The following is a 22,789-nucleotide window of genomic DNA, read 5'->3' on the forward strand; positions in this document are numbered from 1 at the left end:
TTTTTGTTGACCGCTACACAAAGATGTAAAACAGGATGAAATAAAAGACAATGCCAATAAAGGGGGCCAAGCTAGATCTCGAAAGTTTGACGTAGTTAAAAAAGAGGTTATGCGACTTTTGAAAGAAAAAGTACCAGAAGATGGTTGGAAAAATAAGATCACGGCTGTTGATGATATTACAGCTGATTTATGGTTATTCATTCAGAGCGAAAATAGAAAAATAAAAAATGAAAATGCCCTTCTTCCAAGCTATAACCAAATAAGACAACCATTTATTATGGAAGAAAATAATTTAGGACGCACAGTGCAGGATTGGTCAAGGAATGATAAAAATTTAAAAGAAGCTTTCTCTGTAGTGCTTAGAAAAGGTAGGAAGTGATAGTTATAGCGTTCCCTTTTTGCTCGGCGAGTACGGTGAAAATGTTGCGTGAATAGGTGAATATGATTGCGGTTTGAAAAGGAGAAGCCAATGGAGTCTGCTCGCGATAAACACACCGGTGAAATTGTCGAAGCTGAAAACCTATGGATGCTTGATGATGTAGATACCGATGGTTACGAATGCTGGGGTTGCGGTATTACAATGCAACCAGCGGCATGGGAAAAAGATAAGAAGGTCAGGGCATATTTTAAAAAGAAGCGCCACACCAAGCATCTCCCTGATTGTGATGCAGATGCTGAAAACGCCGTTGTTCGTCAAGGACAGAAGAAGAGCGTTCGCCACATACTGGACAGTGCCCCAGGCTTATCACCTTCAGGTTTGAAACTCATAGATAAGCGGCCCACTATCGACCTCGATTTAACTGGTGGAGCAAGCAAGCCAAGTTCTACACGTCCGGCATCTTCATCGTCGAGTGAAGGCAATGCTCCCACGAGAGAATCACGTCGTCAGGTTAATTCAATTCGTCAGATTTGCCGCGCATTTATCCGTTTTCCTCATGACCGCGATATGTCACTTAGTGTGCCCGGCGTTGCTGGACATAACTACATGACTATCTTCAAAAAAATCAAACCTCCGATACAACCCTATCCTGACGCAAAGATTTTTTATGCTCAGCTTTTGTGGCAGAGATTAAGCTACGATGATGAAATGCTCATTATTCCTTTGTCCGGTGAATGGGAAGGCGGCAAACCATCGAGAATTTACCAGATCCATATTGAATGGGCGCAATGGTCTAAAGCTAAACGCACTGTGCTTCGTAAGGAACTAGAGGCCGCTCAAGAAGAAGCGAAAGAAGCCAAAGATAAGGGGCAGCAGGATAAAGCCTGGGTCTTTTTCATGGGTGAACAAGACGTTGATAATCAGGAGATCTTTTATGTGACCGACTACAGATTAATCTGTTCTATTATGGGGTATATCACTTATTCCTGAAGAGAAAATCTGCTTCGTAAGTGATTGTCGGAAAACAAGCTAACCAACATTAGAATGCAAGACTCCGACATTAGCTGTCGAAATAGAAAGTCAGGATTGAGTTGAGGTCACCTATATACGCTTGAGGTTTCATTGTTATTTTTGACAACTTAATACGCAGGAAGCAGAGCATATGCTAGTTAAAAATATTGAAATAGAAAATTTCCGGCTTCTAAAAAATGTATCTCTTGGGCTTGAAGAAAAAATTACACTAATCGTCGGTCGTAATAACAGTGGTAAAACTTCAATTGCTGAATTATTTCGTAGACTTTTGTCTGATAAAGGCCCTTCGTTCAGGCTTGAAGATTTTTCGCTTGGAAGTCATGAGGGCTTTTGGTCTGCATTTGAGGCACTGCGAGCAGGAGAATCACGTGAGGATATTTATCATCATTTGCCGTCAATTATAATTAAGCTTGATGTGGAGTATGATGTTGAGTCCCCGGACTTAGGGCCAATAAGTGACTGCATAATCGACCTTAACCCTGATTGTAACTTTGTACGCATGGTTCTCACTTTTGGACCTAACTCGGTAGCCACTGAATCACTTTTTGCTGACATTACTGTACTTCCTGAGGGAATGAATATTGAGCGTTCAGCTCTATTCCGCGCAGTTGAGACGCGTTTACCTCAGTCGTATGAATGCAAGCTTGAGGCTGTTGATCCAAATGATTCAACCAACCGTAAAAATCTTGACCTAAAAACGATTAAAATTTTGATTAATGGTGGATTTATTAATGCTCAGCGTGGTCTGGATGATGATACTCACCGTGAGCGCGATGTACTAGGAAAGATTATTGAAGTTCTTTTTCAATCAGCTTTAACTGATCCGATTGATAGTAATAAACGTACAACTGCGGCACAGCTCAAAATGGCTGTTGAGCAGATTCAGACAGAGCTTCATGTTGGTTTCAATGAAAAACTGACCTCCCTATTACCCACATTTGATTTATTCGGATATCCTGGCTTAGCTGATCCTGGGCTTGTAACTGAGACCAGCTTTGATGTCGATAAGTTGCTTAATAATCACACGAAAGTCCGCTATGTCGGTGTTAATGGGATTACTCTGCCTGAGACTTATAATGGGCTCGGAATGCGTAATCTAGTTTATATTTTGCTCCAACTCCTGCGTTTTTTCCGCGAATATCAGGCAACTCCAACCGCTGCGGGAGTGCATCTCATCTTTATTGAGGAGCCTGAAGCCCATATGCATCCACAGATGCAAGAAGTCTTTATTCGCCAACTGAGTAAAATAACAAAAGCTTTCGAAACACAGCTCAATGAGAACAGACCCTGGCCGGTTCAGTTTGTCATTAGCACCCATTCGCCACATATGGCGAATGAAGCACGATTTGAGTCAATGCGATATTTTCTTACTCGGGAAGGCAATGATGGTTTCCGACAGTCGGTAGTCAAAGATCTGCGTAAGGGGATGGGGGATGCACCTGTTCCTGAACGTGATTTTTTATATCAATATTTGACTTTGACTAGATGCGACTTGTTCTTTGCAGATAAAGCCGTCTTGATTGAGGGCACTTCTGAACGACTGCTTTTACCTGCGATGATTCGTAAAACTGATGCTGCAGCTCCAGGTGAACCACAACTTGGTAGCCAGTATCTGACAGTGATGGAAGTTGGAGGGGCTTACGCACACAGATTTTTTGACCTCTTGTCTTTTCTCGAATTACGCACGCTGATAATTACCGATATTGATTCGGTGAAGCGTAATGCAAACAATAAACGCGTTGCAACACCTGTTGCAAATGGTGAATTCACGAGTAACGGCTGCATCAAAGCTTGGTTCGCCAATAATGATATTACACCTACCCAATTATTAACTCAGTCTCATGCGAATAAGATTGTTGATAGCCGTCGCCTTGCATATCAGATACCTGAAATGGATGGTGGGGCATGTGCGCGCAGCTTCGAAGATGCTTTTATCTTAGCTAATTTCGAAAGCTTCGGCCTTGGTGAAGGTGATCGTGCAACACTTGCTTATGACCATGCTGCTGACCAAAAAAAATCAACTTTTGCATTGACCTATGCAATTGAAAACACCACATGGAATGTGCCGCGTTATATTTCAGAAGGTTTAAGATGGCTTGCTGAAGGCAATCCAGTCGTAGTGATACCACAAGTTACACCATCAGATATTGTCGCTGCTGTAGCTGGGATTGAGATGAGTGGCGAGGGGGCTTAATGACTACTGAAATTCATGAAAGCCCAGCAGATACTGCGGGACGGTTAGCATTAGAACGCATGTTTGATTGCCTTGAACAAGATCGAAGTTTTCGTCTTGAGGCTGGTGCAGGTGCAGGCAAGACATTCTCTTTGGAAAAAGCCCTCCGTTGGCTAATCGATAAACGCGGTGGCGAGTTGATTCGTAAGCGTCAACAAGTTGGCTGCATTACCTACACTAATGTTGCTAAAGACGAAATTATCTCGCGAATTAAATCGCACCCAGCAGTATGCCCAGAGACCGTACATGGATTTTGCTGGTCAATCTTGAAAGATTTTCAGGCAATGTTGCGTGAGTTTGTTCCTCTTCTCCCTGGTTGGGCTGAGCGCCTTGAGCAAGTAAATGGCATAGGTGTTCGGCGAGTTCATTATGAATTGGGATATCCGAGTGTGGCTGACCATCAGGTCTCGATCCGCCATGAAGATGTGTTGGCTTTAATGATTAAAGCAATGGATTTACCAAAATTCCGTACTGTTCTTTGTGCTCGTTACCCAATTTTATTGATCGACGAATACCAAGATACTGATGCTGCATTTATTACTGCGTTGAAAGATTGGTTTCTGGATCGCCGAGAAGGGCCTGTCATTGGCCTTTTTGGTGATCATTGGCAGAAAATTTATGGAGAAGGTTGTGGTTTAGTCGAGCATGCTTCTCTTGTAATAATTGATAAAAATGCCAATTTTCGATCGGTTGATCCGATTGTGCGTGTGTTAAATCGCATGCGTCCAGCTTTACCTCAGATGGTTAGTGATCCTGACGCGCCTGGCGAGGCCCGTGTATTCCATACTAATCAGTGGGTAGGTCAGCGGCGTACTGGGAGAGGCGGTGGTCACTGGACAGGCGATACGACTCCCGAAGCAGCTAAAGCGTACTTTAACTACGTTAAATCTCATCTCATTTCTGATGGCTGGGCCTTTTCGATCGAACATACTAAAATTCTCATGCTTAGCCACAGTGTGCTGGCCCGCGAACAAGGTTATGCCTCTATTCCAACTATTTACGGTCAATACAACGATCCATGGCTCAAGAAGGAAGATCCACATATTAAGTTTTTGACCGATCAGCTCGAGCCTGCCTGCTCGGCTTTTATTGATCGCCGCTATAGTGACATGTTTGAGTCTTTTGGGACAAGCATGCCCCATATTCGCAGGCATCAAGACAAGATCGCTTGGACTGAATCCATGAATTCTTTAATTGAGCTCAGGTTGAGAGGATCAATTGGTGAGGTTGTGGACTTTATTGCGGCACAGCCACACATGCGGTTACCTCGAGCAGTTGAAGAACGTGAGCTTAAGCTGGCGGAGATCGGTGCCGAACCGGTAGATGAAGAACCCCGCCGCGTGACGCAATTACGCAAATTGCGGAATGTTTCCTATACCGAAATTATTGCGCTGGACTGCTTTATTGATGGCAATACCCCATTCGCAACTAAGCATGGTGTAAAGGGCGCGGAGTTTGAAAACGTGCTCGTCATTGTTGGGCGTGGCTGGAATAAATACAACTTCGTACAAATGTTAGAATGGATTGATGCAGGGCCACCGGCGGAAAAGGTCGAGTTTTTTGAGAACAACCGTAATCTTTTTTATGTAGCTTGCTCGCGCCCCAAAAGACGTCTTGCGGTTCTATTTACTCAAGAGCTAACTGCCAACGCTACGGTTAAGCTGACAGAATGGTTTGGTAGAGAAAACATTGTGGCGCTTCCCGCTAATCCAGAGTTGCATTAGCTAGTCTTCTCTCTGACAGGACTATTATCGGCAATCCTGGGATATTTTTCATCACGATTTTTTCGTGAAGGTACACGCTGTGTTGGCTTATGGATTAAAACCTAGTTTTAAGTCATGATTTGAAACACCTTTGTAAGTTAATCTGAAGACACACACCATCGTTGGGAACTCTGCTATGGCTGGCGTTAACAAAACTCATCTGACCGAAACGGACATCATTACCCAATTCATCCTACCTGCGGTGACAGACGCGGGCTGGGATGTAATGTCGCAGATACGCCAGGAGGTAAAACTTCGCGATGGGAAAGTCGTGGTGCGCGGGAAATTGGCGGCACGCCTGACGGTGAAGTCCGCTGATATCGTGCTTTACCACAAGCCCGGATTGCCACTAGCTGTTATAGAAGCTAAGGCCAATAAGTATGAGATGGGTAAAGGCATGCAGCAAGGGCAGGATTACGCCCGTTTGCTTGATGTGCCTTTTGTGTTTGCTTCCAACGGCGATGGTTTTATTTTTCACGACAAAACCAATCCCTCACAACTCGAGTCTGAAATATCGCTCGCCGATTTCCCGACACCACAACAGCTTTGGGAAAAGTATTGTGTCTGGAAAGGATTTACCGCTGAGCAGCTACCGGTCATCAGTCAGGATTATTACGATGACAGCACCGGTAAATCACCGCGTTATTATCAGCTTCAGGCCATCAACAAAACGATTGCTGCCGTCTCTGCCGGACAAAAGCGGGTACTGCTGGTGATGGCGACCGGTACCGGTAAAACTTATACCGCCTTCCAGATTATCTGGCGGTTGTGGAAAGCGAAAAATAAGAAACGCATTTTGTTCCTTGCTGACCGCAATATCCTCGTCGACCAATCCAAAAATAATGACTTTCAGCCTTTCGGCACAGCGATGGCAAAAGTCACCGGAAGAAATATCGACCCGGCGTATGAAATTCAGCTGGCGCTTTATCAGGCCATTACCGGGCCGGAAGAACATCAGAAAGCGTACAAACAGGTCGCACCGGATTTCTTCGATTTGATTGTCATTGACGAATGCCATCGCGGCAGCGCGTCGGAAGACAGCGCATGGCGCGAAATTCTTGATTATTTCAGCAGCGCCACGCAGATCGGCCTGACGGCAACCCCGAAAGAAACAGACGAAGTGTCCAATACCGATTACTTCGGAGAACCGGTTTATACCTATTCTCTAAAAGAAGGGATCGAAGACGGTTTTCTGGCGCCCTACAAAGTGGTCCGTGTGGATATCAATGTGGACGTACAGGGCTGGCGGCCCATTAAAGGGCAACTGGATAAATATGGTCAAGCCATTGAGGATCGTATTTATAACATCAAGGATTTTGACCGTAACCTGGTCATTGAAGAACGAACAATGCTGGTGGCGCAGACCATAACCGACTACTTAAATCGCACCAACCCGATGGACAAAACTATCGTTTTTTGTAACGACATCGACCACGCAGACAGGATGCGCCACGCGCTGGTGATCCTCAACGCAGAACGGGTGCTGGAAAACGAAAAGTATGTGATGAAAATTACGGGTGATGATGCCATCGGCAAAGCGCAGCTGGATAACTTTATCAATCCGAAAAAGCCGTATCCGGTTATTGCCACCACCTCCGAGCTGATGAGTACCGGTGTCGATGCCCAGACCTGCAAACTGGTGGTACTGGACCAAAACATTCAGTCCATGACCAAATTCAAACAGATCATCGGTCGCGGCACGCGTATCAACGAGAAGTTCGGCAAACTGTGGTTCACCATTCTCGACTTCAAAAAAGCCACGGAACTGTTTGCCGATGAACGCTTTGATGGCGTGCCGGAAAAAGTGATCCGCACCACGCCGGAGGACATCTCCGATCCGGATTCTGAATTTGATGAAATGCTGGAAGATGAATCTACGGATGAAATAGCGGATCCTGATACCTTAACGATTCACGAAACACCCGGGGAATATAACGTTACCCCCGATCCGGATTTCGCGCCTTTTGAAGAAGATGAAGAGCGTCCAATCCGTAAATTCTACGTGAATGGCGTGCAGGTGAAAGTCCTGGCAAAACGCGTTCAGTATTACGATGCGGACGGGAAACTGGTCACCGAATCCTTCCAGGATTACACCCGCAAAACCCTGCTGAAAGACAAAGACTACGCATCGCTTGATGATTTTACCCGTAAGTGGCAGTCTGCCACCCGCAAACAGGTGATCATTGATGAACTGAAGGAACTGGGTATTTTGTGGGAAGTGCTGGCGGAAGAAGTGGATAAAGATCTCGACCCGTTTGATCTGCTTTGCCACGTCGTTTACGGCCAGCCACCGCTGACGCGTCGTGAACGCGCGGACAACGTGCGTAAGCGTAATTACTTCACCAAATATTCCGCGCCTGCACAGAACGTCCTGAATACGCTGCTGGACAAATATGCCGATCAGGGTGTGCACGAGATTGAAGATATTCAGGTGCTAAAACTAAAACCTTTCGATACCCTTGGCCGCCCGTTAGAGATCATCAAAAACAGCTTTGGCGATAAAAAATCCTATGAGAACGCCGTGAACGAACTGGAAAACGAAATCTACCAGCCGTCGCCACGCTCCGCCTGACTGCACGACACTTTTCTGCCACCGGGAGCTTTGGCTGCCGGTGGCATCATTTTTTGAAGTATGGAAACCACTATGTCTATCAGCTCCGTCATTAAATCCCTGCAGGACATCATGCGTAAAGACGCCGGTGTCGATGGTGATGCTCAACGTCTTGGTCAGCTTTCATGGCTGCTGTTCCTGAAGATTTTCGATACGCAGGAAGAAGAGCTGGAACTTGAGCAGGATGATTACCGTCTGCCGATCCCGCAGCGTTATCTGTGGCGCACCTGGGCGGCCAACAATGAAGGCATTACCGGCGATGCGTTGATGGAGTTTGTTAACGACGATCTGTTCCCGGCACTGAAAAATCTGACTGCACCGCTCGATACTAATCCGCGCGGTTTTGTAGTGAAGCAGGCTTTCAGCGATGCCTACAACTACATGAAAAACGGCACCTTGTTGCGTCAGGTCATCAACAAGCTGAATGAAATTGATTTCAGCAACAGCAATGAACGCCACCTGTTTGGTGATATCTACGAACAAATCCTGCGTGATTTACAAAGCGCCGGTAACGCCGGTGAGTTCTATACTCCGCGTGCCGTAACGCGTTTTATGGTGAATCGCATCGACCCGAAACTGGGCGAATCCATTATGGACCCGGCCTGTGGTACAGGCGGTTTTCTGGCCTGTGCGTTTGACCACGTCAAAGAGCATTACGTCAACACCACCGAAGACCATCAGATACTGCAAAAGCAGATTTTTGGCGTTGAGAAAAAACAGCTTCCACATCTGTTGTGTACTACCAATATGCTGCTACACGGCATTGAAGTGCCGGTGCAAATCCGCCACGACAACACGCTGAACAAGCCGCTCTCCTCATGGGATGAGCAGTTAGACGTGATTGTCACCAACCCGCCGTTTGGTGGCACAGAAGAAGACGGCATCGAGAAGAACTTCCCGGCCGAGATGCAGACCCGCGAGACTGCCGATCTGTTCCTGCAACTGATCGTCGAAGTGCTGGCCGATAAAGGCCGCGCAGCCGTCGTTCTGCCGGACGGCACGCTGTTTGGTGAAGGCGTTAAAACCAAAATCAAAAAACTGCTGACCGAAGAGTGCAATCTGCACACCATCGTGCGTTTGCCAAACGGGGTGTTTAGCCCGTATACCGGCATCAAAACCAATATTCTGTTCTTCACCAAAGGCCAGCCGACCAAAGAGATCTGGTTCTATGAACACCCATACCCGGATGGCGTGAAGAACTACAGCAAAACCAAACCGATGAAGTTTGAAGAGTTCCAGACGGAAATCGACTGGTGGGGCAATGAGGCTGACGGTTTTACTAGCCGTGAAGAGAACAACCAGGCGTGGAAAGTCAGCATCGACGACATCATCGTCCGCAACTTTAACCTCGATATCAAAAACCCGTATCAGGGCGAAACCATCAGTCACGATCCGGATGAGCTGCTGGCGCAGTACCAGAAGCAGCAGGCGGAAATCAGCGAATTGCGCAACCAGCTGCGCGATATTCTTGGTGCGGCTCTGGCGGGCAGCAAGGAGGCGAACTGATGACCGTTGAGAAACTGATCACCGACCATATCGATATCTGGTCCTCTGCGCTGCAAACCCGCTCCACGGCCGGGCGCGGAAGTAACGGTAAAATCGACCTCTATGGCATTAAGAAACTTCGCGAGCTGATTCTGGAACTGGCAGTGCGCGGCAAACTGGTGCCGCAGGATCCGAATGATGAACCGGTGTCTGAGCTGTTAAAGCGTATTGCCGCAGAGAAAGCGGAACTGGTGAAACAAGGGAAGATTAAAAAGCAGAAGACTCTGCCTGAGATTAGTGAAGATGAGAAGCCGTTTGAGCTGCCGGAGGGTTGGGAGTGGGGGCGTGTTGGAGATATTGCTATCTTTACCAATGGTTTCGCATTTAAAAGCAGCGATTTTAAAGATGATGGCGTCGGTATTGTCAAAATTGGGGATATAGATAGTGCTGGTTTTATTTCTACGGAAAACATGTCTTATGTTGATCAGTCTGTCGTAGAAAACTTACCTCTTGATCTTGAAGCTGAGCCTGGTTGTTTAGTAATTGCAATGTCAGGGGCGACAACGGGTAAGTTGGGTTTCAATACTACAAATAAAATTTTTTTCTTGAATCAACGAGTGGGTAAAATATCACCACTTTTAATGAATAAATATTACCTGTATTATTACCTTTCAACTAAAATTGCTGAAAATTTATCTATTTCAATGGGTAGTGCAATACCTAATATAAGTACAATTCAAATTAATAATATTATAATTCCCCTTCCTTCTGAGCGGGAGCAACAAATTATTGTTGATAAAATTAATGAACTTATATTTCTGTGTGATCAACTGGAACAGCAATCTCTAACCAGCCTGGATGCACATCAGCAACTGGTGGAAACCCTGCTGGCAACGCTGACCGACAGCCAAAATGCCGAAGAACTCGCCGAAAACTGGGCGCGAATCAGCCAGCATTTCGACACCCTGTTTACCACCGAAGCCAGTATCGACGCACTTAAAAAAACCATTCTGCAACTGGCGGTGATGGGTAAACTGGTGCCGCAAGACCCGAACGATGAACCTGCTTCTGAACTGCTTAAACGTATTGAGCAGGAAAAAGCGCAACTGGTGAAAGAAGGCAAAATTAAAAAACAAAAACCTTTGCCGCCAGTGAATGATGAGGAGAAGCCTTTTGCGTTGCCGGTGGGGTGGGAATGGTGTCTTATTGATGATTTGGCTTTAGTTACAGGTGGAATTCAAAAGCAACCTAAAAGACGACCTGTTAATAACCATTATCCCTATTTACGAGTTGCAAATGTTCAACGGGGGTATATTAATATAGACGATCTTGAGCGGTTTGAATTAGAAGATCATGAATTAAACTCGTGGTCTTTAAAATATGGAGATATGTTAATAGTTGAAGGAAATGGCAGTGCTGATGAAATTGGTCGGTGTGCAATTTGGGAACAACCAATTGATGACTGCGTTTATCAAAATCATCTCATCAGAGTTAGGCAGTATATTGACGGTAGCCAACATTTTATTTCTGGTTATTTGAACTCACCTTCTGGTGTAAAAGAAATGCAGAGATTAGCGGTTACTACAAGTGGGCTGTATAATTTAAGTGTTGGAAAAATAAGAAATATAATGATTCCTATTCCACCAATAAATGAGCAAGAAAAAATACTTACTCAGATGGACAAGTTTTTGATTATCTGCGATTCCCTCAAATCCCACCTGAAGTCCGCCCAACAAACCCAGCTCCACTTGGCGGATGCCCTCACAGACGCAGCTCTAAGCTAAGGACAGACGATGCCGGTTCATCATGCAATCTGGCGGGTGGGGGAGAACCCTCAGCCGCTGACCATCAGCAAACTCGCCAGCGAGCAACTGCTGGAGAAGATGATATTAAACGATCCTACCATCCTCTCTGACCAGTGGATGATTATAGGGCATCAGGAAAATACGCTCGATAAAGGGCGTATCGACCTGCTGGCGATTGCGCCGGATGCCTCGCTGATATTAATTGAGCTTAAACGCGACCGTACACCGCGTGAAGTGGTTGCTCAGGCGTTGGATTACGCTTCGTGGGTGGATGATTTAACCGCAGACCGTCTCTCACAGATTTATGAAAAATTCTCCGGTGACGGCAATCTGGGGGAAGCGTTTAAGCAACGTTTCAATACTGAGCTGGAAGAAGAGTCCATCAACCAGTCGCATCAAATCATCATTGTGGCAGCGGAGCTGGATCCGTCCACCGAGCGCATTGTCGATTACCTCAGCAAGAACGGCATCTCGATTAACGTTCTGTTCTTCAAAGTTTTCCAACACGGCGACGAACAGTTTTTAAGCCGTGCTTGGCTTATCGATCCGAGCGAGACACAAACTAACGCCGTACAAGCGACCGCAGGGGCCAGTGCCAAAACAAAGGAGCCGTGGAACGGTGAGTTCTATGTCTCTTTTGGCGACCCAAGCAGCCGTAACTGGGAAGAGGCCCGCCGCTATGGGTTTATCAGCGCCGGTGGCGGAAGCTGGTACAGCCAGACCTTAAAACAACTTCAGCCCGGTGATCGCGTCTGGGTGAAAATCCCGGCAACGGGTTATGTAGGCGTCGGCATTGTGCAGAGCGCCGTTGAGCCTGCCAGCAGTTTTACGCTCAACACTGAAGACGGCGAAAAACTTGCGATGGACGTGCTTAAGCATGGCGAACTGTATCGCCAGAACGCGGATGATCCCGATAAATCAGAGTATTTTGTGCCAGTGAAATGGCTTGAAACCCGCAGCGAACAGGAAGCGGTTAATGAGGTTGGATTCTTCGGTAATCAAAATACCGTCTGCAAACCCACTACGCCAAAATGGCGTCATACGGTTGAAAAATTGATGCGTCATTTCAAAAGCTGGGATGCGGAACTATAAGATCCCATTTTAAATAAAAGACCGGATATGGCCTTTTAACACCTATTTAATGAATTTTATCGAGACGCGCAAGGGACAGGCGCGCCCATCGGTTAATCGACTAGCACATTGCTAGTGACAGCCAGCTCGTAAGGAAAATAGGCTGACTGTGTTTAACGCCCCTACTTCGGAGCGTGATTTACACACAGAGGTTAATAATGGCCAAGGCCCATTCCACACCGCTCAATGACATTGCAATTATCGCCGCCAACTTAAAAGACCGTTATAAAAACGGCTTTCCTGTTCTCAAAGAAATTGTGCAAAACGCTGACGATGCGAAAGCATCGTCATTAATCCTCGGCTGGAGCCCTGGAATTAGTGGGGCAGAACATCCTTTGCTTGCCGACCCAGCATTGTTCTTTATTAACAACGCACCGCTGAGTAAAGAGGATGTAGAAGGGATCCTTTCGATTGGTATCGGAACAAAACCAGGCGACAACAATGCGGTGGGGAAATTTGGGCTTGGAATGAAAAGCCTGTTCCATCTCGGGGAAGTGTTCTTTTATCAGGCTTTTGACTGGCATACAGCTTCGGCTAAGTCTGATGTTTTTAACCCTTGGGACAGCTACAGGCCTAATTGGGCAGAGGTGAGTAAGCAGGATAAAATACGTCTTGAGGATGAGGTCCGAGCGATAACACAAAATGAGCGTGATGATTATTTTGTAGTCTGGGTTCCGCTGCGTTCAGAGAGCATCTATCAGGCCCGTCAGGATGACGATAATTATATTATTGTCGGCGAAGACTATGGTTATGAGGTGCCTGACTTCATTGTGGACCCTGGATTAGGTGATAAACTCGCCAGCCTTTTACCGCTGATGAAAACCCTGCAGGACATTGAGCTGGTCGTGAACACCGGTCAAGGGTATCAGCGTCAGATCCATATCTCTCTGCCTGAAAAGGCAACTCGCCCGCTATTTACCCGGCTTGACGGGGCCGGGGACTGGCAAGGCCACATCACCGTTCAGCGTGTTGGTTCGCAGAGTCCTCAACAAAAATTCTACGTCGGGCATGAAGTTTTGCTCAATACGCCTGAGTTTTCTGCCCTGAAATCACATCGTACCTGGCCATTCAGTTATTCACGAGAAGGTAAGAAGACTGCGGATAAAGCGCTGCCTCATGCCGCAATAGTGATGTTGGCTGAAAAAGTGCCTGAAGGTGAGGCGACACTGACTGTGGAATGGGCGGTGTTTTTACCTTTGGGTGAACAGGACACCGCGCAGAATGCGCAGAAACAAACTTTCTCTCTTACTGGTCAGTACTCATACCAAATTATCCTTCATGGCTATTTTTTCATTGATGCCGGGCGAATGGGTATTCAAGGGTTGTCAACACTCACCAGCACCGCGCCGTTATTCATTGCCCCGGATTCTCCTGGCCAGGAACAACTGGTTCAGGAATGGAACCGCTGTCTTGCTACTCAGGGAACGTTGCCGCTATTACCGAAAGCACTAGCCTCTCTTATGTCGCTTATTCACGTCGGGGATGCGGAAAAAGCGGCAATTTCGGATGGTGTGCGTAGAGCTTTACGCAACAATAATGCCTGGCTCCACTGGGTAACGCTGTACCATCTGTGGGTATGCGAACTAACGCGGGATGGAAGTCAGTGGTGTTTAGTTGATGCGAACACTCCCGTTCGTCTATTGCCTGCCACACCTTCAGGTGAAGCGCATCGCCCCTGGGAAGTGCTGCCCGCTCTGGAAAGCCTGGGTGTAACGCACAGATTTATCGATGAAACGCAGCAGAATATCTACAACGAATTTAAAAGTAAGTGGCAGTTGTCGGAGATTCAGGCGTTGCTGCATAGCGTACCCGCAATGGTATTCACTAGCTTAAAGCTTACAAATTATCTCAATCAATTGCTGAAAGAACTGCCGATTCAATCAGACAGCTTTGTGCCTGACCTGATTGCATTGCTCAGAAAAACGTTATTTAGCGTGCCGCTGGTGGAGCTCTCACGTAACCAGGCGGCGATCGGGGAATTGATGGCGCTCATTCGTCCGACCTGGCGTTACAGGATTGCCATTGATCGTCAGGATCAAGCCCTGTGGGAAGCGCTTGGGCGTACTGCTATGGATACGCTGCTGGTGCCCGCTTTTCTCGATAACATTAAAGAGCCCTCCAGTGCTTCTTTGAACTGGGAGACAGTCGGGAGCCTGCTACAGGCGGTGCAGGCGCAGGCTTCTGCCAGCGATGACTTTGAAAAACTGGTGCAGAATTTTATCGACAAACTCTCAGTTCCCGATCAACAGGAATTGTACCGCCGGTTTGATACGTTGAAGATCTTTAAGGTTTCACAGCCAACGGGGAAACCTTACCTGGAGACGCGCCGTCACTTGCTTGAACTAAAACAAAAGCGAAGGATCTTCAAACTTGGCGGGAGCGCCAACTTTGGTATGGGTTTAAGTGCATTGTTGCAGCAGGCACTGTTTGAAAAAGAAATCGTACTGATCGCTAATAAAACTAACCAGACCCTTTTTGGTGGTTCTGAATATTCTGAAGCACAGGAGTGTGATAGCGCAGGCGTGGTCCATTTGCTTGAGCTTCATCCTCGCCTGGATTTTCCGGCAAAACGCATTGACCTGCTCAACAAAATGGCTGCCGATGGGGATAAATTTGGCTCCAGAGAGCGGCTTGCCTATCGCTATCTGATGCACGGTAATTCGGATGATACTGGTGAAGCTGAATTGTGGAAGGCGGGTAAAGCGCATCCCGTATGGGCAAAAATTCTTTCTGATGCCGATTCGGAGCAGGTTAAGTGGACTATTATTTCGCCAGAAATAGAGCAGAATCTTGGACTGACTCCCGGATTCGAGAAGGAGCTCAGGCTTGATAGTGTTACGCCGGATCATGTGATCCACCGCTTCAAAGAAAGCCTTAAATATCTGGAGTTTGATGACTTATCTGCAGAAGATGCGGAAGAAGTTCTGATGCATATTGGTCGCTCTATGGGCGAAACAATGTGGCGGCAGATGGCACTTCATCGTAGGGAAGGTAAAGACGGGTATATATCCCTTGATGAGCGTTGTTTCTTGCGTGGGGGGCGCATTGAACTGCCCACGGAATTGAATGACAACGTGACGTTCATCCAATCCGCCAGTCAGCCGGAAGTGCAGGAGCAGCAGTGCAAATATCTGCCAATAGTGAACGCTGAACATGCGGTCATGCTGGCTTTATCCGAGCCGAACCCGGAACAATACTGCAATTTTATCCTGCAATTGTTAATGCAGCCGATGAATGACTTGTCTTCCGAGAGAGTATTCAACAGCCTGCGCAGCCAAAAATGGCTTTTGCACCGTGATGTGGCTATAGCACCAGAAAATATTCTGGATATCAGTGCGGCAGACTATCCGGAGATAGCGAAGCTGACAGAAGCGACGCCGCTCATCGCTCTGCTTGAGGATATTGTTCTACCAGATGATGCGAACCGTGCGCTGAGTCCATTGGTCGTGCGAGGTAAGGCTGCGTTTTACAAAGCGCTCACTGTGGCAGGTACACTTCCGCTTTATGCTATCGGCAACAGCTTACGTCTCACTGATACGATTATTCTTCAGGCCAGTGACAGGTCTTACGCGTTTGATAACTTTGACGGCTGGCGGCTTTTAATTGAGTGCCTCAAAGGCGCAGGGTCGCTTGAGGGAAATGAAGCCATGAATGCGCTGAGTTTTGCGCATCAGGTAACGGACAAGATAGTTGCAAGCTACCGACGTCTCGTCGACAACATGAATCCAACCCAGAGCGGTGAATTGCGTAAAGCGCTGTTGAGCTCCCTGTGTCACACCCACTCAGATCCTGCCAGCGTACTGCGTTCGATACAGCTCAGAACGGCTGCGGATACCTGGGCGTTAGCAGCCGATCTCTGTTATGGCGTAACGGGAGCAGAACGCAGCGCTGTCTTACATGACGACGATTGGGCGTATTTGCAACGCTGGATGCATGCTAATGACCTGCCGATAGACAATGCTGAATCCGAAGGACATCTGAGTGACGTGGATCATTCTGCTAGTGTCTTAAGGGAATACTTCACTCCGTGGCAACGCTGGGTCACAGACAAGGCCATTGCCGCATTGCTGGCTTTGATGGCAGGGAATCGCAAAGTTCGTAAGCTGTGTGAGAGTTACCTAGGGCTGCAAAGTTATACCTTGTTTGTAGACGAACTTTCGCAGGACAGCAAGCTTTTAGCCAACCATGAAGCTCACTTCAACGGATTATCGCTCTTACAGTGTATTGAGAAATACGCCTTTGCCGTGACGGTCTACGAAGAAAATACGTTGCAGGTACATTCATTGTTCCTGGAACCTCTGACCGTGGCGCTGGCAACCGATCTCGATACGATCTTTGTGGGTCAACACGGCTACGCTTTTTATACCGGTGAAGCACCGCAGATCTTCATCCGCCGATTTTCCCCTGAGCAGTATACCTCGCAGCAACTGTTAGCAATTCTGAAGCGCAGCACCAACTGGCTTCTGGAAGGGATTTACCTGCAGCGCATAAGACTGGACGCGCTCTGGCAATCCTTCGAGCAGGCCGAGCAACTGGATGTGAATATCGCCCGAGTCACTATCCTGAGCAGCATCGTGGAGCGCCTGAAAACATTGGGCCTGAAAAACTCTCAGCTTAACGTTTTAATGAGAGCTTATGAGAGTGAGCTTCATTCTCTTGCTGAAAAGAGTGACGGTAAATTGCTCCACAGTTCGAGACTCACTGAAATTGTTTATGAGATTGCGGATGCCATCCGGGACCGGCCGGAACTGCAGGCCGAAATTTTAACTGCGGTCAGAAAACGTATAGAGGATGCGCAGTATCAGCCATTAAGCGTTCCTTTTGAACTGTTCCAGAATGCTGATGATGCGGTAGAAGAGTTGTTTACGCTGGACAGTGACGCCCGTCACGAGCGCGTGCATCAGAAATTTATGGTGAAAGAGCAAAACGGCGGATTGTCGTTCTTCAATTGGGGGCGTGAGATTAACCGCTTCCAGAGTGTGAAGAATGAGCAAGCTGAGAACATTCATGATGGTTATAAAAACGATCTGAAAAAAATGCTGGCGCTTTACCAGTCGGATAAAGAGCAGGGTGTTACCGGCAAGTTCGGTCTTGGCTTCAAAAGCTGTCTGCTGGTGTCTGATAACCCTTATCTATTGTCGGGGCGGCTAGCGACTAAAATAGCGGGTGGTATTGTCCCGGAGTCCTGTGATGCAGAAAGTTATAAACAGTTAAATCACCTCACTGAAAGTGCTGTGACAGAGAGTCTATCACCCACTCTCGTGCATTTGCCGCTGCGCCAGCATATGCAAGCAGAAACGGTGTTAAAAGATTTTAGGCTGTATGCCGGGTTGCTAAGTCTTTATGCGCGTAACCTGCGTCAAATTATTATTGATGATAATGAATGGCGTTGGGAGCCTGTTCTGTATACACGTATACCTGGCCTGTCGTCGGGCAAGATTGTGCTACCGAATAGCAAGGGAGTGCTGTCGCCAGTGCGAGTGGTGGTTTACCAGACTGAAATTGATGATGAACGCTGCCATCTTGTTTTTCAGATCACGCGTAAGGGCTTGAGAAGTTTTGATACTCATATTCCGCGATTGTGGAACTTGTCTCCGTTGATGAGTGATACACGGCAGGGATTTTTGATTAACGCTGGATTTGAGGTTGATATTGGTCGGCGCCAGTTGGCTATTGAAGCTGACCGTAACCGGGGCATCATACAGAAAGCGGGAGCAAAAGTTCATTCGCTGCTGGAATTGCTCTGGCGTGAAACCGAACATAACTGGGAGGCGCTGGCTGCTGAGTGGGAACTGAGTTCAGAATTGACCCATAGTCAGTTCTGGGAAAGCGTCTGGGATGTGATGTCGATGGGCATCAGTAATGATGCCACCGCGATGGAAAACGAAAAGCTGCTGCAGCAACTTTACGAAAGCGAAAATGGCATCATGAGTTTTTATCGCTCATATCCAGCGCTGCCTAACGGATTTAAAGAGCAGGCATCCGGGCTTATAAAGTGGAGTGACCGAGTGCGTTGCGCGGATGAACTGGTTTCTCGTCTGGCGAGCTCTCTGATCCATCTCCCTGCTTTTCAATCGTTACATAGTGCGCAATGTCTAGTGGCCGATACGACGGGCAGTAAACTCAAAGTCGATAACAAGTTGTCGCTTGAATCGTTATTAAGCGCATCGTTGCCGGATAAACAGGGCGTTGATATTCAGCACCTTTCACCTCGGGATGCTGAAAAGCTGGCTGTCGTGTTTAACGAAGAACTCGATAAGCGACTAGGGGAGCTGACAGGTTGGCAGGATAAAATTGAGGCTTTCAGAAAACAACTGACGAACCTGTATGTGCAAACACAGGCAGGTTCCACGCGTCCGATTAGCCAAATTCTTCTTGGTAACAATCCTTGTGCCGAAAAGAATGAACGTTTGGTTTCGGGGTTTGCTCCAGCTGATGCCATTATCTCATCGTCATATTCTGCGCAGGCCTGTGAATTTATTGTTTATTGCAAACGCAGAAGTCAGGGGTATGTTTTTGACGATTTACTCAAATGGGCAAATCGCAAAGACCTGGCGGCTGATAATCAAAAGCGGCAGGCATTTTGTCGTTTTCTGATTGAAGGTACTGAAGGCGAAAAACTGGCGGTTATGCTGATGGAAGAGATTCCGCCAGTTTGGTTGCTTGAGCTTAAGCTGCGTCCTGGTGCATTCCCGTTAGACTGGAACTGGAGCAATAGTGACATTGCCTCTCTTCTCCAGGGACGGTTACTGACTAGCAGTGACAGAACAAGGGCATTGGAGCGTGAGATTGGTGAAACGCCGGATGAGTATGAACCGCTGCTGACTCCTGGTGAGGCGGTACAAAAAATCTATCGCTGGTGGGAAGAGAACCAGCAGGAAGAGTTGGCGAAATACAATACCCGGCTCTACCCTGAAGGTTGGTTTGACTGGGAGGCTTTAAGAGATGCCTCTGATGAACAGCGTTCGCGCCTGGCATTATTGAAACTTCTTTATCTTGGTTCGTGCCAGACCATTGGTCGTACTAAGGAAGAGCAACACCGTGCCGCTATTGAGCATTTTCAGGAAAAAGGCTGGTGGGAAACGTTTATCAATCCTGATGCTGCACAGCAGTGGCTGGACGTGATGGATGAATACCTGGAAGATTCTTTGTACAGCGATACGTATCGAATCTGGCTGCAAATACTGCCGTTGTATCGTTTTTCCAAACATTTAGACTCCTATCGCGAACTGCTGGATATGTCTGAAGCGTTCCTTGAGGATATTGGGGATTTACTGCGACCGGCATCCAGTATCAATCTTTCGGGAACGGGCGTGAGTACTGTAGTCCCAGAGTTACGTGCAACTCTGGGAACCGGGGTGAACTTCATATTCCGTGAGTTGGTGCGTAACAACATATTCACCGACCCCAGCATTCATCGATATTGTTTCTCTGCACCGGAGCGCGTCAGACGTCTATTACTGGCGCTGGAGTATGAAGAAATCGATGTCAGTCAATCGTTTGCCAGTGACTCTCTTTTGCTGTGGAAGTTCTTCCGCGAACACCTAGGAGAGGAAAATGCGACCTTTAATCATTGTTTCGACATACCGCTGCGCATTTTAACCAGCGACGGGAAACGCTCACTTCGTATTGAGATATTTGGACAGGATCCCTTGGATTACGTATGAAAATGATATTTCAACAGGGCCAGCAGGTACGACATGAACGCTTTGGGCTGGGGACGATAGAACTCCTGCGAGAAAACACCGCACTCATTCGTTTCGAGTCGAGTTTTGAAGAGCGTCCTCTTTCCGAGCTAGAGCCAGTACGCAGCGCGCAGGATGCTTTAGCTGAAGGTAATTATGACGATCTGCGTGAAGTGTTGGCTCGTAGCCAGGCACTTGCGATCCGTTCCATCAATGATAGTTGGGGGGTATTTTCTACTTCACGTATCAACCTGCTGCCTCATCAGTTATGGGTATGTCACCGAGTATTACGGCAATGGCCGGTACAAAAGCTAATTGCGGATGATGTAGGGCTGGGAAAAACAGTGGAGGCAGGGCTGATCCTTTGGCCACTCCTGGCCAAGAAACGTGTGCAGCGGCTATTAGTTTTGGCACCTGCTTCATTAGTGCCGCAGTGGCAGGAACGTCTACGGCAGATGTTCGATATTCGTTTGTCCCTCTATTCCGCTGAAATTGATACCGAGCGTTCGGATTACTGGAATACGCATCCCTGGGTTGTCGCTTCATTGCCGACACTGCGGAAAGATATTAATGGCAGACACGAGCGAATGCTCAAAGCAGATGATTGGGATTTGCTAATTATCGATGAAGCACATCACCTTAACTCGCTTGAAGACTCTGGGGCTACTCAGGGATATCGTTTCGTCCAGAAGCTTATAGACCATGGAAAATTCACGTCGCGACTGTTCTTCACAGCAACACCTCACCGTGGGAAAAATTACGGTTTCTTTGCCTTACTTAGATTGCTTCGGCCGGATTTGTTTGATGCATCTAAACCCTTTGAAACACAGCAGCATCATGTTCGTGACGTCATTATTCGAAATAATAAGCAGACGGTCACGAATATGGAGGGGGAGCGCTTATTTAAGCCAGTCAGGGTTACATCCCAAACATATCATTTCTCAGAATCAGAACAGGTTTTCTATGACAGGTTGACGCGCTTTATTCTTACTGGTCAGGCTTATGCATCATCATTGAGTGCTTCAAATCAGCAGGCCGTTCAACTTGTTTTAACTGCGATGCAAAAACTAGCAGCTAGTTCGGTGGCTGCTATTCATGCTGCGATAAATGGTCGTATTGCCCGATTGGGTGAGAATCAGAAGAAATTGCAGACATTAAGTGATCAGATGAATGCCATCCTGACTGATTCGATGACTCCGGAACTGGACGATGCCTACATCACACTTGAAAGTGAATACGTGGAAATGTCGGCCTCTGTTCAGCTCATGCAGAACGAATTACCGATGCTCAAAGAACTTCAGGTTCTTGCAGGTGAAGTTGGCCCTGAAACCAAAATCCATACGTTGCTTGATGTACTGAATACCACATTCAAAGACCGAACAGTGGTGTTTTTTACCGAGTATAAAGCGACACAGGGACTGTTAGTTAATACGCTGAATGCCCGATTTGGCCATGGTTGCGTGAGTTTTATAAATGGCGAGGGGCGTCTTGAGGGAATTGATAATGAGCAGGGAGTGAAAACCTCCTGGAGTATGGATCGTTATCATGCCGCCGAGCAGTTCAAAAGCGGCGAGGTGCGATTCATCGTCTGTACCGAAGCAGGCGGTGAGGGTATAGACCTGCAAGATAACTGTTATTCAATGATACATGTTGACCTCCCTTGGAACCCAATGCGTCTTCATCAGCGCGTGGGGCGTCTTAATCGCTACGGACAGAAATATTGCGTTGAAGTAATCACATTGCGAAATCCTGATACTGTGGAGTCAAGAATTTGGGACTTGCTAAACAGCAAAATTACTACGGTAATGCGTTCTCTTGGCGATGCAATGGAAGAACCAGAAGATCTTTTACAGCTTATTCTGGGCATGAGTGATAAGGGGTTCTTTGATTCGCTTTTCACCGGTGGACTTACGCAGAAATCTGAGACACTGAATACCTGGTTCGACTCACAGACTGGGACATTTGGAGGGCAATCGGCTGTTAGTGTGGTGAAGGGGCTTGTGGGACATGTTGATAAATTTGAGTATCAGAATTTGCAGGAGGTACCGAAGCTTGATTTGGGGAATATGTACGGCTTCCTGGAAAATATGCTCAAACTAAACGGCCATCGACTGGAAAACGAAAACAATGTTCTAAGTTTTGTTACACCAAAGACTTGGATTACTCAGTTTGGCATCAAAAAAAAATATACCAATATGACCTTTGACCGAATCTCGGCGGACAAGACTTTAGACATTCTTGGGGTGGGGCACGTCATTTTGAACAATGCGATAGCTCAGGCTGAGAAGTTTAATTCATCCGTAGCTGTAGCCAGGGGGATTTCTGCTCCACTGCTTATTTATATTTTACGCGATCAGATAACTGGCGACAGTACTGTACAGTCTTTTACTGTGGTGGGGGTAAGGCTTGAACATACGGCAAGGGTTCTGATCAACGATGAGCTAGTTCATGAGCTTGCGCTTATTTATGACAATATGCCTAAAGGTACAACGGTTGTAAAACTAGAAAGTGCCTATCAGATCAACCCTGAAAATGATGTCAGAACTGCTGAACAGGCATTAGAAAAAACGATTCCAATGTTAAATTTACCCTACGAAAAAGTTAGCTGGAGTCACGCCGCAACGTTTTTACCTCAATAATTTTATTTTCAGCCGCGTTCAAATTA

At 47.0% G+C, this 22,789-nt stretch carries 10 protein-coding genes; all 10 read left to right on the forward strand.

Going from position 1 to position 22,789, the window contains the following annotated elements:
- The first annotated feature begins 109 nt into the window (after window positions 1-109).
- Window positions 110-379, forward strand: coding sequence for a hypothetical protein (locus HX773_RS07210; RefSeq protein ID WP_176971014.1), 270 nt, complete (start codon window positions 110-112; stop codon window positions 377-379).
- A gap of 90 nt (window positions 380-469) precedes the next feature.
- Window positions 470-1,369: a hypothetical protein gene (locus tag HX773_RS07215; RefSeq protein ID WP_047611039.1), complete on the forward strand. Its 900-nt coding sequence runs from the start codon at window positions 470-472 to the stop codon at window positions 1,367-1,369.
- 172 nt (window positions 1,370-1,541) lie between these two features.
- Window positions 1,542-3,605 carry an ATP-dependent endonuclease gene (locus tag HX773_RS07220; RefSeq protein WP_056770781.1) on the forward strand — a complete coding sequence of 688 codons (2,064 nt, stop codon included), beginning with the start codon at window positions 1,542-1,544 and terminating at the stop codon, window positions 3,603-3,605.
- Window positions 3,605-5,368, forward strand: coding sequence for a UvrD-helicase domain-containing protein (locus HX773_RS07225; RefSeq protein WP_047611035.1), 1,764 nt, complete (start codon window positions 3,605-3,607; stop codon window positions 5,366-5,368). The genes HX773_RS07220 and HX773_RS07225 overlap by 1 nt, the downstream gene beginning before the upstream one ends.
- Before the next feature lie 175 nt (window positions 5,369-5,543).
- Window positions 5,544-7,979 (forward strand): EcoAI/FtnUII family type I restriction enzme subunit R, encoded by a 2,436-nt coding sequence (gene hsdR / locus HX773_RS07230; protein ID WP_176971015.1) that lies wholly within the window; start codon window positions 5,544-5,546, stop codon window positions 7,977-7,979.
- A gap of 72 nt (window positions 7,980-8,051) precedes the next feature.
- A complete protein-coding gene (locus HX773_RS07235; RefSeq protein ID WP_176971016.1) occupies window positions 8,052-9,524 on the forward strand; it encodes an N-6 DNA methylase in 1,473 nt (490 codons plus the stop codon).
- A complete protein-coding gene (locus HX773_RS07240; RefSeq protein WP_176971017.1) occupies window positions 9,524-11,287 on the forward strand; it encodes a restriction endonuclease subunit S in 1,764 nt (587 codons plus the stop codon). Before HX773_RS07235 ends, HX773_RS07240 begins: the two co-directional genes overlap by 1 nt.
- 9 nt (window positions 11,288-11,296) lie before the next feature.
- The gene (locus HX773_RS07245; RefSeq protein WP_176971018.1) at window positions 11,297-12,400 is read left to right on the forward strand and encodes a nuclease; all 1,104 of its coding nucleotides are present in this window, start codon (window positions 11,297-11,299) and stop codon (window positions 12,398-12,400) included.
- A gap of 197 nt (window positions 12,401-12,597) precedes the next feature.
- Window positions 12,598-20,106 carry a sacsin N-terminal ATP-binding-like domain-containing protein gene (locus tag HX773_RS07250; RefSeq protein WP_176971019.1) on the forward strand — a complete coding sequence of 2,503 codons (7,509 nt, stop codon included), beginning with the start codon at window positions 12,598-12,600 and terminating at the stop codon, window positions 20,104-20,106.
- A complete protein-coding gene (locus HX773_RS07255) occupies window positions 20,103-22,763 on the forward strand; it encodes a DEAD/DEAH box helicase (protein WP_176971020.1) in 2,661 nt (886 codons plus the stop codon). Before HX773_RS07250 ends, HX773_RS07255 begins: the two co-directional genes overlap by 4 nt.
- The last annotated feature ends 26 nt before the right edge of the window (window positions 22,764-22,789 follow it).

Source organism: Pantoea sp. B9002 (assembly GCF_013385945.1).
Classification (GTDB): domain Bacteria; phylum Pseudomonadota; class Gammaproteobacteria; order Enterobacterales; family Enterobacteriaceae; genus Pantoea.

Excerpts from the sequence above, each read along its gene's own strand:
- hsdR (WP_176971015.1), top strand. The coding sequence starts at position 5,544 with ATGGCTGGCGTTAACAAAACTCATCTGACCGAAACGGACATCATTACC.
- HX773_RS07220 (WP_056770781.1), top strand. The coding sequence starts at position 1,542 with ATGCTAGTTAAAAATATTGAAATAGAAAATTTCCGGCTTCTAAAAAAT.
- HX773_RS07255 (WP_176971020.1), top strand. The coding sequence starts at position 20,103 with ATGAAAATGATATTTCAACAGGGCCAGCAGGTACGACATGAACGCTTT.
- HX773_RS07215 (WP_047611039.1), top strand. The coding sequence starts at position 470 with ATGGAGTCTGCTCGCGATAAACACACCGGTGAAATTGTCGAAGCTGAA.
- HX773_RS07225 (WP_047611035.1), top strand. The coding sequence starts at position 3,605 with ATGACTACTGAAATTCATGAAAGCCCAGCAGATACTGCGGGACGGTTA.
- HX773_RS07245 (WP_176971018.1), top strand. The coding sequence starts at position 11,297 with ATGCCGGTTCATCATGCAATCTGGCGGGTGGGGGAGAACCCTCAGCCG.
- HX773_RS07235 (WP_176971016.1), top strand. The coding sequence starts at position 8,052 with ATGTCTATCAGCTCCGTCATTAAATCCCTGCAGGACATCATGCGTAAA.
- HX773_RS07250 (WP_176971019.1), top strand. The coding sequence starts at position 12,598 with ATGGCCAAGGCCCATTCCACACCGCTCAATGACATTGCAATTATCGCC.
- HX773_RS07240 (WP_176971017.1), top strand. The coding sequence starts at position 9,524 with ATGACCGTTGAGAAACTGATCACCGACCATATCGATATCTGGTCCTCT.
- HX773_RS07210 (WP_176971014.1), top strand. The coding sequence starts at position 110 with ATGCGACTTTTGAAAGAAAAAGTACCAGAAGATGGTTGGAAAAATAAG.